The 14,069-nt window shown below is 66.2% G+C and carries 12 protein-coding genes; 5 read left to right on the top strand and 7 right to left on the bottom strand.

Going from position 1 to position 14,069, the window contains the following annotated elements:
- Positions 1 to 75: 75 nt before the first annotated feature.
- From AB7531_RS20815 to AB7531_RS20800, 4 genes are all read right to left on the bottom strand, one after another.
- Positions 76 to 2,169, bottom strand: coding sequence for a methyl-accepting chemotaxis protein (locus tag AB7531_RS20815; protein ID WP_063986345.1), 2,094 nt, complete (start codon positions 2,167 to 2,169; stop codon positions 76 to 78).
- Between the two features lie 138 nt (positions 2,170 to 2,307).
- Positions 2,308 to 3,519: an MFS transporter gene (locus AB7531_RS20810; RefSeq protein ID WP_063983067.1), complete on the bottom strand. Its 1,212-nt coding sequence runs from the start codon at positions 3,517 to 3,519 to the stop codon at positions 2,308 to 2,310.
- A complete protein-coding gene (gene kdsA, locus AB7531_RS20805; protein ID WP_063983066.1) occupies positions 3,519 to 4,370 on the bottom strand; it encodes a 3-deoxy-8-phosphooctulonate synthase in 852 nt (283 codons plus the stop codon). Before kdsA ends, AB7531_RS20810 begins: the two co-directional genes overlap by 1 nt.
- 128 nt (positions 4,371 to 4,498) lie before the next feature.
- On the bottom strand, positions 4,499 to 4,825 hold the full coding sequence (locus AB7531_RS20800; RefSeq protein WP_063983065.1) for an NIPSNAP family protein: 327 nt from the start codon (positions 4,823 to 4,825) through the stop codon (positions 4,499 to 4,501).
- A gap of 184 nt (positions 4,826 to 5,009) precedes the next feature.
- On the opposite strand from AB7531_RS20800, the gene AB7531_RS20795 reads away from it, so the two are divergent.
- From AB7531_RS20795 to AB7531_RS20785, 3 genes are all read left to right on the top strand, one after another.
- On the top strand, positions 5,010 to 5,684 hold the full coding sequence (locus AB7531_RS20795; protein ID WP_063983064.1) for a response regulator transcription factor: 675 nt from the start codon (positions 5,010 to 5,012) through the stop codon (positions 5,682 to 5,684).
- Positions 5,681 to 7,057: a sensor histidine kinase gene (locus tag AB7531_RS20790; RefSeq protein WP_063983063.1), complete on the top strand. Its 1,377-nt coding sequence runs from the start codon at positions 5,681 to 5,683 to the stop codon at positions 7,055 to 7,057. The genes AB7531_RS20795 and AB7531_RS20790 overlap by 4 nt, the downstream gene beginning before the upstream one ends.
- 109 nt (positions 7,058 to 7,166) lie before the next feature.
- The gene (locus AB7531_RS20785; RefSeq protein ID WP_063983062.1) at positions 7,167 to 7,829 is read left to right on the top strand and encodes a class I SAM-dependent methyltransferase; all 663 of its coding nucleotides are present in this window, start codon (positions 7,167 to 7,169) and stop codon (positions 7,827 to 7,829) included.
- Positions 7,830 to 7,833: 4 nt separating this feature from the next.
- Here AB7531_RS20785 and AB7531_RS20780 read toward each other — a convergent pair whose 3' ends face one another.
- The 3 genes from AB7531_RS20780 to tpiA all read right to left on the bottom strand — a co-directional run bounded on the left by AB7531_RS20780 (position 7,834) and on the right by tpiA (position 10,914).
- On the bottom strand, positions 7,834 to 9,465 hold the full coding sequence (locus tag AB7531_RS20780; protein WP_014494987.1) for a CTP synthase: 1,632 nt from the start codon (positions 9,463 to 9,465) through the stop codon (positions 7,834 to 7,836).
- A gap of 166 nt (positions 9,466 to 9,631) precedes the next feature.
- Positions 9,632 to 10,018: a preprotein translocase subunit SecG gene (gene secG, locus AB7531_RS20775; RefSeq protein ID WP_063983061.1), complete on the bottom strand. Its 387-nt coding sequence runs from the start codon at positions 10,016 to 10,018 to the stop codon at positions 9,632 to 9,634.
- 140 nt (positions 10,019 to 10,158) lie between these two features.
- A complete protein-coding gene (tpiA, locus tag AB7531_RS20770; RefSeq protein ID WP_063983060.1) occupies positions 10,159 to 10,914 on the bottom strand; it encodes a triose-phosphate isomerase in 756 nt (251 codons plus the stop codon).
- A gap of 222 nt (positions 10,915 to 11,136) precedes the next feature.
- On the opposite strand from tpiA, the gene AB7531_RS20765 reads away from it, so the two are divergent.
- Both AB7531_RS20765 and trpD read left to right on the top strand, forming a co-directional pair.
- A complete protein-coding gene (locus tag AB7531_RS20765; RefSeq protein WP_354102445.1) occupies positions 11,137 to 13,035 on the top strand; it encodes a SurA N-terminal domain-containing protein in 1,899 nt (632 codons plus the stop codon).
- Between the two features lie 14 nt (positions 13,036 to 13,049).
- Positions 13,050 to 14,063 carry an anthranilate phosphoribosyltransferase gene (gene trpD, locus AB7531_RS20760; RefSeq protein WP_063983057.1) on the top strand — a complete coding sequence of 338 codons (1,014 nt, stop codon included), beginning with the start codon at positions 13,050 to 13,052 and terminating at the stop codon, positions 14,061 to 14,063.
- Positions 14,064 to 14,069 lie beyond the last annotated feature (6 nt).

Genomic DNA, 14,069 nt, shown 5'->3' with positions numbered 1-14,069 from the left:
GTGTTAGCCCCAGCGCGGCGCGCAGCGCTGCGTCTGGGGACCGAGAACTAATCGATAGAGTGTGCGCGGCGGCCCTTACGCCACCGCCCTCACCTTGCTGATGAAGCCGTCGACCTCCGACGTCAGCGAGGTCGACTGGCTCGACAGGTTGGCGGCGGCCTTCAGCACGCCGGACGCGGCGCGGCCGGTCTCGTTCGCGGCTGACGACACGGTTGCGATGTTGCGGGTGACGGTCGAGGTCGCTTCCGCCGTGTGCTGCACGGTGTTTGCGATCTCGGCGGTGGCCTTGTTCTGCTCCTCGATGGCGGCGGCGATGACGCGGTTGATGCTCGAGACCTCCTCGATGGTCTTGACGATGCCGTCGATCGCCGAGACCGCCTTCTGCGTCGCCCCCTGGATCTCCGTGATATGGGCGCTGATCTCTTCGGTCGCCTTCGCCGTCTGGGAGGCCAGGTTCTTCACCTCGCTCGCCACCACCGCAAAACCCCTGCCGGACTCGCCGGCTCGGGCTGCCTCGATCGTTGCGTTCAGCGCCAGCAGATTGGTCTGGCCGGCGATCGAGGTGATGAGGCCGATGACCTCGCCGATGCGATCGGCGCCGTCGGCAAGCGCGCGCATGGTGCTGTCGGTTTCCTTGACGGTGACGACCGCCTGTTCGGTGGCGCGCTTCGCCTGCTCGACCTGGCGGTTGATCTCGCGGATCGAGGCGTTGAGCTCCTCGGCTGCGGCCGCCACGGTCTGCACGCCGCCGCCGACCTGATCGGCAAGGGTCGAGGCCGAGCCGGCCTGGGTCTGGGCCTCGGCCGCCGTGCCCGACATCGAGCGCGCAGTCGTCTCCAGCTCGCCCGAGGCGCTCGACAGCGTCTGTACCATCTGGCCGATGCGGCTCTCGAATTGCCGCACGAGGCCGGACAATTCGGATGCACGCTTCTCCTTGTCGGCGCGCTCGGCGGCCTGGTCGCCGGACAGGCGCTCGGCGTTGATCATGGCCTCCTTGAACACCTGGAGCGCCGCGGCCATGCGGCCGATCTCGTCGTTGCGGCCGAGGCCCGGTACCTCGCCGGCGAAATCATGCGCCGCGAAACGGGTCATGACACCGGTGATCGCGGTCAGCGGCCGGGTGACGCGGTTGCGCATCAGCATCAGCCCGCCGATCGTCAGCGCCAGCGAGGCCGGCACCAGCAGGCCGAACAGGATCAGGCTGAAGCGGGCGCGCGAGGCGCCGTCTTCGGCCCGCGAGATCATGTTGGCGAGCGCGGTTTGCGTGACGATGACGACATTGTTGGCGCCGACAAGCTGACGATCGCGGTAGTCGATGCCTGCGACGCCGGCGGGCTCGCCGGCGAGCAGCTTGGTCGCAATGGCATTGCGCTCTTCGCTGAGCGCGCCTGAAATTTCCGGCTCGGCGTTACGGATCGCCTGCAACAGCTCGGGCGAGGCCACATTCGGGCTGAGATCGCGCACGACCACCCAGGACTGCTGGATGCGGCCGCGCAGATCGGCAAAGGTTACGCCATCGGCGGCGGTCCAGGTCTTGTTGGCGAGGATCGAGGAGAACTGAACGAGAATGGTCTGACCTGCGTTGGCGCGGGCCTGCCAGGAGGCCTGCTTGGCGATCAGGAGGCGATCGACCACGGGGTCGATCAGCGTCATCGCGTTGTCGACATGGGCGGCGACGTCGCCGATCGCGTCCATATAGGCGTCGCTGATCTTGGCCCAGCTCGGTTGCAGGTTCGCGTCGCGCGCCGCCTTCTCCTGCTTCAGGGCAGCGACCGCGCGCGGCCGCAGCTCCTCGAGCTGCGCCCAGATGCCGCGGAGCTTGTCGAGCTTTTCGGCAAGACCGGGCGCCTCAGCGGAGGCGAGGCTCTGCAAGGCCTGCGCGTAATTCTTCTGCACCGTGGCTCGCTGCTCGGCGAGACTGCTCATGACGCTGTCGGGCGCGGGGGCAGCCGACGCCAGATAGCTCAGCGTGTCACCGCGCTCCAGGCGGAAAATCACGAGCGTATTGGTTAGGTCGCGGCTGGCGACCGCGAGCGAGACGATGCGGTTGCTGTCCGAATAGCGGGTGACCGCGAGCTTCAGCGCATAGGCACAGATGACGACGAGGACGAGACCGAGAGACCCAACCACCGCCCCGAGGATGCGGGCGACCGAACGCTGCTTTTGCATCGACTGATCCATATTGCCGCCAAGACGCGGTTCGCGGGCAATCTACGGAGCGAACGATGAGATTTGATTTAAGATTGAACGGCTTTGGCTACCAATCTCTTCCGGGAAAATACGGAAACCGGTAGTTCGATACTCCCCTCAGACCCGTGCGTCCGAGGGTGCCCGCTGCTTGAGCAGCCGGGCGCAGACGAGACCAAGCGCCACCATGATCGCGGCGCTCGTGAGCAGGGTCGAGACCTTGCCACCGTGCTGGAGGCCAAGCCCATAGGCGATCGGGCCAACGGTCTGCCCCATGAAGAAGAAGAACGAATGCAGCGACATCGCCGTCGCCCGCGCCCCGATCGACAGCTCGCTGGCAAACACCTGCAGGCAGCCGTGGATCATGTAGAACCCCCAGCCCATCGCCAGCATGCTGGCGAATTGCAGCTTCCATCCGGGACCGAAGGCGAGCACGCCGAGCTGCAGTCCGACGAGGCCTGCACCCGCAATCATCATGCCCCTGACGCCGAGCCACGGCAGGAAGCGTGAGACCGTGAAAGTGTAGAACAGTCCGCCGATCGCAAAGCCCGCGATCACGATGCCCGCGATCGACGGCGACTTCTCGCCGAGATCGAACAGCAGCGCGGCGATGAACGGAAACAGGCCGAATACGCAGCAGCCCTCGACGAAGACCGCCGAGTAGCAGTAGCGCGTGTTGGGGTTGGCGAAGATGGTCCGGTAGCCCTGCCGCAAGGCCTTCAGATCCGTCTTCGGCGGCGCCGTCAGCGCGGCACCGCGAAAGCCCGCGGCCACCGCAACGGCCGCGATCAGGCCGAGCGCGCCGAGCATCATGAGCACACCGCGCCAGCCGATGAGTTCACCGATGATGCCGGAGGCGGTCGCGCCGAGCAGATTGCCGGTCATCGAACCCGCAAGCGTGCGGCCGATCGCGACCTGCCGCTTGGCGGGTGCAACGAGGTCGGCGGTCAGGCCGAGTGCGACCGGAAACACGCCACCGGAGGCGATACCGGCGAGGATGCGGCTCGCGAACAGGCCCGAGAAGGTGGTCGCGACCGCGCCAAGAATGCAGGAGACGCCAAGCAGCGCCAGGCACAGCGTCATCAACCGCGCCTTGCCGAACAGATCGGCAGCCGCTCCGATCACCGGCTGAACCAGCGCGTAGATCAAGGCGTAGCCGGCCGCGATGCTGGCGGCCGTCGTGATACTGATCGAAAAATCCTCCGCGACATGCGGCAGGACGGGATCGAGCGCGCGCGTGGACAACGCCGCCGAGAAGCTCGCGAGCGCGATGATATTGATCGCGGGCGGAAACTTCTGGTCGGACGACGGCCCAGTCGCAGGCGGGGACATCAGCGCGTTGTGCTTTTCGTCACCGCGTCGAATGCCATCAGCGTGCGGATCAGCCCTTCGAACTCGCGCAGCGGCACCATGTTGGGCCCGTCCGAGGGCGCGCGGTCAGGGTCGGGATGGGTCTCGATGAAGACGCCGGCAACGCCGACCGCGACGGCTGCGCGCGCCAGCACCGGCACGAATTCACGCTCGCCGCCCGAGGACGTCCCCTTCCCGCCCGGCTGCTGCACCGAATGGGTGGCGTCGAAGATCACGGGCGCGCCGGTGGTGCGCGCCAGGATCGGCAGCGCGCGCATGTCGGAGACCAGCGTGTTGTAGCCGAACGAGGCGCCGCGCTCGGTAACGAGCACGTTGGGATTGTTTGCGGTCGTGATCTTGGTCACGACATTCGCCATGTCCCAGGGCGCGAGGAATTGCCCCTTCTTGACGTTGACGACCTTGCCCGTCGCGGCGGCGGCCAGCAGCAGATCGGTCTGCCGGCACAGGAAGGCCGGGATCTGGAGGATGTCCACGGCTTGCGCCACCTCGGCGCACTGCGCGGCGTCATGCACGTCGGTCAGGACCGGCAAGCCGAGGGAGGCGCGGATCTCGGCGAAGATCGGCAGCGACTGTGCGAGCCCGAGACCGCGCGCTGCCGACGCGCTGGTGCGGTTGGCCTTGTCGAACGAGGTCTTGTAGACGAGCCCGATCTTCAGCCGCGCGGCGATCTCCCTCAGCGCAGAGGCCACCTCCAGCGCATGCTGGCGGCTTTCGAGCTGGCACGGCCCGGCAATGATCGAGATCGGCAGATCGTTGCCGAACCTGACTGTGCCAATGGTGACGACCGGCGCCGCTGAATTCGAAGAGCTCAAGGCCAATGTCCCTCGTTTCGGCGCGACCATAGCCGCCATCAGGGTCGGATCAACCCCATTCGCCCCGGGCCACCCGAATATCAGGGTTGCGCCGGGGTTCCGTGCGAGGCCCTTGCGCCGGCGGCCCCTTACTTCACCGCCGAGAAGGCGGTCGGCGTCAGGAGCTGGCTGACGATGTTGCCGACGATCTGGCCGTCCGCTTCGCTCTCGGCACGCGCCTTCATCCAGTCCGGGTCGGTCATGAACTTGCCCCACTTCGCTTCGCGGTCGGCGAGCGAATCCCACGCCAGGAAATAGGTCAGCTCCTGGTTGGATTCGCCGATCAGCGTGGTGAAGAACCCGGCCTGCTTGATGCCGTGCTTCTCCCAGAGCTTCAGCGTGACCGTCTCGAACCGCTTCAGGAGCGCCGGCAGGCGGCCGGGCACGCAACGGTAGATGCGCATTTCATAGATCATTCTGGTTCCTCCCTGATGACGTCGGGGGTTATAACGGCTGGCCGTGACGGTGTCTTCGGCCCCGCCCGATACCGCCCGCGGCGTCTGGCGCATGGCTTGCCGGCCCCGATCGCACCCGGTTCCCGTAATGCTGCCGCAATGATACTGCCGCTACAACGCTTCGGTTGAGGCTCAGGTGCGGATCATGCGGATTTTGCTCGTCGAGGATGAAGCGGAGATGGCCGGGGCGCTGGCCTCGGCGCTCAAGCGGTACGACATGATCGTCGATCACGTGCCAACGCTTGCCGAGGCCGAAGAGGCCATTTCCGCCGACGTGCACGCCGCCGTGCTGCTCGATCGCCAGCTGCCCGACGGCGACGGTCTTGCCCTGATTCCGAAACTGAGAGCGCGCGCCGACGGTGTGCCGATCATCGTGTTGACGGCACGCGGCGAGCTCGCCGATCGCGTCGCCGGGCTCGACAGCGGGGCGGATGATTATCTGGCAAAACCATTCGCGGTGGAGGAATTGCTGGCGCGCCTGCGCGCGGTGTTGCGCCGGCCCGCCGGGGTTCAGCCCGACATCATTCGCGCCGGCCGCCTCGCCTTCGACTTCGGCCATCGCGAGGCGAGCGTCGACGGGGCTCCGCTCGAACTGCCGCGGCGGGAGCTCCTTGTGCTCGAAGCCCTGGTCCGCCGCATGGGCCGGACCGTGCTGCGATCGGCGCTGGAGGAAGCGGTCTACAGTTTCGACGACGAGATCCAGTCGAACGCACTCGATACGCATGTCTCGCGGCTGCGCCGCAAGCTTGCCGAAGCCGACGCGCACGTGGAGATCCACGGCATCCGCGGCGTCGGCTATCTCCTGAAGAAACTGCCGTGAGCAGGCACGCCGACCCATATTGCCTGCGCTCTCGGCTGAGCTGGCGCCTGCTTTCGCTCCAGGCCGCGCTGTTCGTCGCTTTGGTCGTCGTCATCATCGGCGCGCTGTGCGCTACGGGCTTCGTGCTGGTCCAACGGGACGAAGATCGCGTGATCGACGTCGTGCAGAGCGCGCTCGCGCGCGACGCGGCCGGCGGCCTGACGCTGCGGCCGACGGCTGAGCTGAAAGCGTTGCGCGAGGAGATCCCCGACCTCTGGTTGCTGGTTCGCGACAGGCAGGGGCATTCGCTCAGTGAAGGCCCCGTGCCGGCTGAATTCGCGGGGATCGGCGGCGCCCTCGACCAGATCAGCCAGGCGCGGCTCGGCTGGCAGCTCTTCGAGGACGACCCACGCAAGCCGGCGGCGCGGTTGAAACGCATCGACACGGCCGCCGGCAACGTGCAGGTCATCACGGCGACGCAGGGCAAGCTCAGCGGCGCCAAGGCGGTGTTCACGACGTCGCTCGTGTTGCTGGGCATCGCGCTCCCCGGCCTGCTGTTGATGGGGACCGCGACGTTCATCGCGACGCCGATGGTCGTGCAGCGCGCTTTCAGAGGATTGGACGCGACCGCAGACCAGGCCCGGCGGATCGATATCCATCAGCGCGGCGCGCGGCTGTCGGTGGAGCAGATTCCGCTCGAGGTGGTGCCGCTCGTGGCCGCGGTCAATGACGCTCTCGCGCGGCTCGATCAGGGTTACGCCCGCCACAAGCGCTTCGTTGCCGACGCCGCGCACGAGCTGCGTACGCCGATCGCGATCCTGAACACGCGCCTGGAGTCATTGCCGTCGGGACCGGACAAGACCCGCCTGATCGAGGATGCGGCGCGGCTCGCGACGCTTGCAGAGCAATTGCTGGATATCCAGCGGCTCGACCGTTGCGGGCATCCATTCGTGCCGGTCGACCTGGTCTCCGTCGCGCAAGGCGTTGCCGCCGACCTCGCACCACTGGCGATCGCGGCTGGCTATGAGCTGTCGTTCGACGCGCCGGCGGCGCGGATCGACGTGCTCGGCGATGCGGCCGCGCTCGAACGCGCGCTGACCAACCTCGTGCAGAATGCCATCCAGCACGGCCCTCGCCGCGGCACGATCGTCATTCGCGTCAGCCGTCCCGCCAGCATCGAGGTCACCGACGAGGGCGCGGGCATTCCGGCCGATCAGCGCGAGCTGATCTTCGAGCCGTTCTACCGGCTCACGCCGCTCGATCGCGGCGCCGGCCTCGGCCTCAACATGGTGCACGAGATCATGCTCCTGCATGGCGGTCACGTTTCGGTCCTGGACGGACCGAACGGCGGTGCGTGCTTCAGGATAACGCTGCCGCCCCTGCAACAGAGCTGATTCAATTCGTCTCTGCGTCTCAAGCGCAATGCTGTCGCAATGCGCTCAGGCGACTCTTCGACCGCCTCACCTCTGATTTGCGAGGCGCAATCGAAATGCCGGAGTGCGCATGCCCAACGATTTCCTCTCATTCTTCCTGTCCTGGATGTCGGCCCCGCGGCGGGTCGGCGCGATCGCGCCTTCGGGCGCTGCCCTAGCCGATCTCATCACCCGCGAGATCACCGCAACGACCGGCCCGATCCTCGAGCTCGGCCCCGGCACCGGCGCTTTCACCTACAAGCTTCTGAAACGCGGCGTGCGCCAGCAGGACCTCACGCTGATCGAATACGGTTCGGACTTCACGAAGCTCCTGCAAATACGTTTTCCCGGCGCGCGCGTGTTGTGGATGGATGCAGGACGGCTCACGACGGAGCGGCTCTATGACGGTGCGCCGGTCGGCGCCGTGGTCAGCGGCCTGCCGCTGCTCAATATGTCGACGCGCAAGGTCGTCTCCATCATCGGCGGTGCGTTTCGTTACGTCCGCCCGGGAGGCGCGTTCTATCAGTTCACCTACGGGATGAGCTGCCCGGTGCCGCGGCCGGTGCTCGACCGGCTCGGCTTGCGGGCAAAGCTGGTGGATCGCGCCTTGCTGAACGTGCCGCCGGCCGCCGTCTACAAGCTGACGCGACGGCCGCAGATGAAGATCGTCACGGAAACGCTTGCGCCTGATGCCTCAATGCCGGTCGCGCCGGCGCCGATGCACCTCGTGCGCGACTACACCGGCGCGCCCTGAGGCATCACACCAGACGCGACTGCACCATCGCCGCCTGAATGAACGAGGCGAAGAGAGGATGAGGCTCAAAAGGCCGCGACTTCAGCTCGGGGTGGAACTGGACGCCGATGAACCAGGGATGATCCTCGTACTCGACGATCTCCGGCAGCACGCCGTCGGGCGAGAGGCCGGAGAATTTCAGTCCGTGCTGCTCGAGGCGGTCCTTGTAGGCGGTGTTGACCTCGTAGCGGTGGCGGTGGCGCTCGGAAATCTCGGTCGCGCCGCCATAGACCTGCGAGACGCGGCTGCCACGGTTGAGCGCCGCGGGATAGGCGCCCAGACGCATCGTGCCGCCGAGATCGCCGGCCTTGGAGCGCTTCTCGAGCTCGTTGCCGCGCAGCCATTCGGTCATCAGACCGACCAGCGGCTCTTTGGTCGGGCCGAACTCGGTGGAGTTGGCGTCCTCGATGCCGACGAGGTTTCGTGCGGCTTCGATCACCGCCATCTGCATGCCGAAGCAGATGCCGAAATACGGCACGTCGCGCTCACGCGCGAACTGCGCCGCGCGGATCTTGCCCTCGGCACCGCGCTGGCCGAAGCCGCCCGGCACCAGAATGCCGTTGACGTGTTCGAGGAACGGCGCGGGATCTTCCTTCTCGAAGATCTCGCTCTCGATCCAGTCGAGATTGACCTTCACCTTGTTGGCGATGCCGCCATGCGAGAGCGCCTCGATCAGCGACTTATACGCATCCTTCATGCCGGTATATTTGCCGACGATGGCGATGGTGACGTTGCCTTCGGGATTGCGGACGCGCTCGTTGATCTGCTGCCAGCTTCGCAGCTCCGGCGGAATCCGCGAGCCGATGCCGAAGGCGGCGAGCACTTCGTCGTCCAGGCCCGCGTTGTGATAGGCCTCGGGCACGGCGTAGATGTTGTCGACGTCGCGCGCCTCGATCACGGCGCTTTCGCGCACGTTGCAGAACAGCCCCAGCTTGCGCCGCTCTTCCTTCGGGATCTCGCGGTCGGTGCGGCAGAGCAGGATGTCCGGCTGGATGCCGATCGAGCGCAGCTCCTTCACCGAGTGCTGTGTCGGTTTGGTCTTCAGCTCGCCCGCGCTCGGGATGTAAGGCAGCAGCGTCAGATGGATGTAGACGGCATGATCGCGCGGCAGCTCGTTCTTAAGCTGACGAATCGCCTCGAAGAAAGGCAGGCCCTCGATGTCGCCGACGGTGCCGCCGATCTCGACCAGCACGAAGTCGTAATCGTCATTGCCGGAGAGGACGAATTCCTTGATGGCGTTGGTGACGTGCGGAACGACCTGGATGGTCGCGCCGAGATAATCGCCGCGCCGCTCCTTGGAGATGATGTCCTGGTAGATGCGCCCGGTGGTGATATTGTCCTGCTTGGTCGCAGGCCGGCCGGTGAAGCGCTCGTAGTGACCGAGATCGAGATCGGTCTCCGCGCCGTCATCGGTCACGAACACTTCGCCGTGTTGATACGGCGACATCGTTCCGGGATCGAGGTTGAGATAGGGGTCGAGCTTGCGGAGGCGGACCTTGTAGCCCCGGGCTTGCAACAGGGCACCGAGTGCCGCTGAAGCCAGACCTTTGCCGAGCGAAGAGACCACGCCGCCGGTGATGAATATGTACCGCGCCATGGGACTTAACCTCTAATCCCTCGAATTCGATTCGCCAAAGCGATTCGTATTCCGCCCCAAATAATTTGCGGGCCTGTGGGTGAGCCAAAACTAAGAGTGGTGACAGAGCCTTGATGGGGATTTTTGATGCAGGACGGTAGAAGCCGCCCTGCATGGCCCCCCTGCTTTATTGCGAGCGCGGCACCTGCGGGCCGGCTGGCGCCTGGTTCTGCTGCTGTTCGTCGGCCTTCTTCAGCGAATCCAGGATGCCGCCCGAGGTCGGCGGCGCGATCGGGGCGCCTCCGGCCGGCTGGGTCTGGGACGCCGGCGCGCCGATGATCGACGAAGGCGCCCGGTTGTAGCCGGCATGCCAGGACAGGAACAGGCTGGTGAGGAAGAAGCCCCCAGCCAGGATCGCGGTGGTCCGCGTCAAAAGGTTCGCGGTGCCGCGGCTGGACATGAAGCCCGCGCCCCCGCCCATTCCGAGGCCGCCGCCTTCCGACTTCTGGAGCAGGACGGCGCCGATCATGACGGCGACGATCATGAGGTGAATGACGATGACAACAGTCTGCATAGTGTCCTTCCGTCACAAGCCGACAGCGCCGAGACGGCGGCCGATCGCGCTTCGCGGGTTTTCCTGAAGTTGCGCGGTGTTACACGATCAGAAGAGGCATTGCCACCCCCCGATCGGCCACGGCCGCGCTTTGAGATTAGCTAGGGGCAGCCCTTCGCAATCGCAAGGAAATCGGCCGCCTTCAGGCTGGCGCCGCCGACCAGCGCGCCGTTGACGTTTTTCACGGACATCAGCTCGGCCGCGTTCGACGGCTTGACCGAGCCGCCATAGAGGATCCGCATCCTGGCCCCGTCCGCCCTGAACCGGGAGGTCAGGAGTTCCCGGATAAAGCCATGAATCTGCTCGACATCCTGGGCCGTCGGGGTCAGGCCGGTGCCGATCGCCCAGACCGGCTCATAGGCCAACACCAGGTTGGCGGCGGTCGAGCCGTCCGGCAGCGAGCCGTCGAGCTGGCCGCGCAGGATGTCCAGGGTCTGGCCGGCATCGCGCTGGCCTTGCGTCTCACCGATGCAGACGATCGCGGTGACGCCAGCGCGCCATGCGGCCTCGGCCTTCTGCCGGATCAGGGCATCGCCCTCGCCGTGGTCGGCGCGACGCTCGGAATGGCCGACGATGATGGCGGTCGCACCGGTATCGGCCAGCATTTCGGCAGCAATATCGCCGGTATGGGCGCCGGAGGCCTTGGGGTGGCAATCCTGCGCCCCCACCGCGACCTTGCTGCCGCGCGCCTTGTCGGCGAAGGCCGCGATCAGGGTCGCCGGCGGGCAGACCAGCAAATCGGCCTTGGCGGCCACCTCTGCCGCGCCTTTGAGCATGGCGTCGAATTCGGCAGCCGAGCCCTTGAGGCCGTTCATTTTCCAATTGCCGGCGATCAGCGGTCGGATGGCGTCGGTCATGTCAATTTCCAGCAAAATGAAGTTTGTGCATGCGCTAGCAGAGCTGTCGCGGCAGTTCCAGAGAGCTAAGGCTTTTAACCGCAGCGTCGAGGGACCGCGTGGCCTGAGGTTGCGGGGGGAAAGCCGCCACTTTATGATGATTGATCAATTTGGTGACGCGCTTTTGCGGAATCTGCATTAAGACGCGCTCCCGTTCCCCTCCTGCCAAACAAGTTGGACCAAATGCTTCGAGGAATGCGCAAGGCCTCATCAAACTGGCTCGGCAAGACCATTATGGCCGTGGTGATGGGCGTGTTGATCATCAGTTTCGGCGTTTGGGGCATCGCCGACATCTTCAAGGGCTTCGGGCAGTCCACGGTGGCCAAGGTCGGCAGCACCGAGATTTCGTTGAACGAGTTCCGGCAGACCTATACCGACCGCTTGCAACAGATCAGCCGCCAGTTCGGCCGGCCGCTGACGCCTGACCAGGCGCGTGCCTTCGGCCTCGACCGCCAGGTGCTCCAGCAGACGATCGCGGAAGCCGCCCTCGACGAAGAAGCCCGCCGGCTCGGGCTCGGCCAGTCCGACGAGCAGATCCGCCAGGTCATCATGAACGACCCCAACTTCAAGGGCGTCGGCGGCAGCTTCGATCCGAACCGCTTCCAGGCCGTGATCCGCAATTTCGGCTATACTGAGCAGCGCTACGTCTCCGAGCAGCGCAAGGTGTCGCTGCGCCGGCAGATCACCGGCACGATCAGCGCCGGCCTCGAACCGCCGAAGGCCATGATCGACGTGCTGACGCGCTTTCAGAACGAGCAGCGTGCGATCGAATTCGTCAGGCTCGACGCCGCGCAGGCCGGCACCATCGACGCTCCCTCGCCCGAAGCCCTCGCCGCGTATTTCGAGGATCACAAGGTCCAGTTCCGCGCGCCCGAATATCGCAAGATTTCCTTCGTCGTGGTCTCTCCGGAAGAGATCGGCAAATGGAGTGAGGTCTCCGACGAGGACGCCAAGAAAGTGTTCGACCAGCGCAAGGACCGGCTCGGCACGCCGGAGAAGCGCCAGATCCACCAGATCGTATTCCCCAACGCCGTCGAGGCGCAGGCCGCACGTGAGCGTCTCGCCGGCGGAATGTCGTTCGAGGACCTCGGCAAGGAGCGCGGGCTGAGCAGCTCCGATGTCGACCTCGGGCTCGTGACCAGATCGTCGCTCGACCCCGCGGTCGGCGATGCCGCCTTCGCGCTTCCCGCGGGCGAGATCAGCCAGCCGATCCAGGGCCGTCTCGGCACCTCCATCGTCAAGGTCGACAAGATCGAACCGGGCAGTGAAGCGAACTACGCCAGCCTCGCCGGCGACATCAAGCGCGAGATCGCCACCGAGCGCGCCCGCGTCAAGGTCAACGATCTCCGCGACAAGATGGAAGACGAGCGCGGCGGCGGCGCCAGCGTGATCGACGCGGCGCAGAAGCTCGGCCTCACGGCCGTGACCATCGACGCCGTCGACCGCTCCGGCCGTGCCCCGAACGGCCAGCCAGTCACCAGCATCCCGCAGGGCCTCGACGTGGTGTCGCAGGCCTTCAACACCGATGTCGGCGTCGACAACGACGCGATCTCGTTCAAGGGCGGCTATGTCTGGTACGACGTGCTCGCCATCACGCCCTCGCGCGACCGCAATCTCGACGAGGTGCGCGACCAGGTCGAGGCGCGCTGGCGCCAGGACCAGATCGCCGCCAAGCTGAAGACCAAGGCGACCGAGATGGTGCAGAAGCTCGAACAGGGCGGCAAGCTCGCTGACGAGGCCGCCGCGATCAACGCCAAGGTCGAGACCGCCTCCGGCTTCAAGCGCGACGACTCGCCCGCCGGCGTGCCCGCCAACGTCGTTGCGGCCGCCTTCCGCACCGCCAAGGACGGGGTCGGACAGACCGCCGTGAGCGGCGGCAGCGAGGTAATCGTCTTCCGCGTCACCGACATCGTCGAACCCGCGGTCGACGCCGCGTCCGACGCGGTGAAGAAGCTGAAGGACAGCCTCGACCGCGCGTTGACCGACGAGCAGGTCGCCTCCTACGTCAACAAGCTTGAAACCGACATCGGGACCACCATTAATCAGGCCGCCTTCGCGCAGGTGACCGGCGCGAACCAGTGAGTTGAAAGCACGCGATGGACGACCTGAAATCGATCATTGGAAAAGTGGCGACCGGCGCCAGCCTGTCGCGTGACGAAGCGGCTTCCGCCTTCGACGCCATGATGTCCGGCGAGGCCACGCCCTCGCAGATGGGTGGCCTGTTGATGGCGCTGCGGGTGCGCGGCGAGACCGTGGACGAAATCACCGGCGCGGTCTCGGCGATGCGCTCCAAGATGCTCACGGTCGACGCGCCCGCGGACGCCGTCGACATCGTCGGCACCGGTGGTGACGGCTCCGGCTCGGTCAACGTCTCGACCTGCGCGTCCTTCATCGTCTCGGGCACCGGCCTGCCGGTGGCCAAGCACGGCAACCGTGCGCTGTCGTCGCGCTCGGGCGCCGCCGACGTGCTGGCGTCGCTCGGCGTGAAGATCGACCTCAGGCCCGAGCAGGTCGGCCGCTGTGTGCGCGAATGCGGCATCGGCTTCATGTTCGCACCTGCCCATCATCCGGCGATGAAGAACGTCGGCCCGACCCGGGTCGAGCTTGCGACACGTACGATCTTCAATCTGCTCGGCCCCTTGTCGAACCCGGCCGGCGTCAAGCGCCAGATGGTCGGCGTGTTCTCGCGGCAATGGGTGCAGCCGCTGGCGCAGGTGCTGAAAAACCTCGGCTCGGAATCCGCCTGGGTGGTGCATGGCTCCGACGGCCTCGACGAGATCACCCTCACGGGCCCGACCTTCGTCTCCGCGCTCCACAATGGCGAGATCCGGAATTTCGAGGTGACGCCGGAGGACGCCGGCCTGCCGCGCTGCGATCCCGGTGCGCTCAGGGGCGGCGACGCCGACGCCAATGCGATCGCCTTGCAAAGCGTGCTCGACGGCAAGCCGAGCCCCTATCGAGACGTCGCGCTGATCAACGCCGCCGCCGCGCTGGTCGTGGCCGGCCGCGCCAAGGACCTCAAGGAGGGCGTTGCGATCGGTGCGAAGTCGCTCGACAGCGGCGCCGCGAGCGCGCGGCTGAAGCATTTGATCGCGATCTCGAACGGCTGAACCTGA

Source organism: Bradyrhizobium sp. 63_E2_N1_3 (assembly GCF_052076005.1).
In the GTDB taxonomy this organism is placed as follows: Bacteria; Pseudomonadota; Alphaproteobacteria; order Rhizobiales; family Xanthobacteraceae; genus Bradyrhizobium; species Bradyrhizobium barranii.
Note: the sequence above shows the minus strand (reverse complement) of the source record. Positions and strands in the feature narration are given on the sequence as shown.

Bases quoted from the DNA above. Each gene is read 5' to 3' on its own strand.
- AB7531_RS20815 (WP_063986345.1), bottom strand. From the start codon at position 2,169: ATGCAAAAGCAGCGTTCGGTCGCCCGCATCCTCGGGGCGGTGGTTGGG.
- tpiA (WP_063983060.1), bottom strand. From the start codon at position 10,914: ATGACCGACGCCATCCGACCGCTGATCGCCGGCAATTGGAAAATGAAC.
- trpD (WP_063983057.1), top strand. From the start codon at position 13,050: ATGGACGACCTGAAATCGATCATTGGAAAAGTGGCGACCGGCGCCAGC.
- AB7531_RS20780 (WP_014494987.1), bottom strand. From the start codon at position 9,465: ATGGCGCGGTACATATTCATCACCGGCGGCGTGGTCTCTTCGCTCGGC.
- AB7531_RS20785 (WP_063983062.1), top strand. From the start codon at position 7,167: ATGCCCAACGATTTCCTCTCATTCTTCCTGTCCTGGATGTCGGCCCCG.
- AB7531_RS20810 (WP_063983067.1), bottom strand. From the start codon at position 3,519: ATGTCCCCGCCTGCGACTGGGCCGTCGTCCGACCAGAAGTTTCCGCCC.
- AB7531_RS20765 (WP_354102445.1), top strand. From the start codon at position 11,137: ATGCTTCGAGGAATGCGCAAGGCCTCATCAAACTGGCTCGGCAAGACC.
- AB7531_RS20800 (WP_063983065.1), bottom strand. From the start codon at position 4,825: ATGATCTATGAAATGCGCATCTACCGTTGCGTGCCCGGCCGCCTGCCG.
- AB7531_RS20795 (WP_063983064.1), top strand. From the start codon at position 5,010: ATGCGGATTTTGCTCGTCGAGGATGAAGCGGAGATGGCCGGGGCGCTG.
- secG (WP_063983061.1), bottom strand. From the start codon at position 10,018: ATGCAGACTGTTGTCATCGTCATTCACCTCATGATCGTCGCCGTCATG.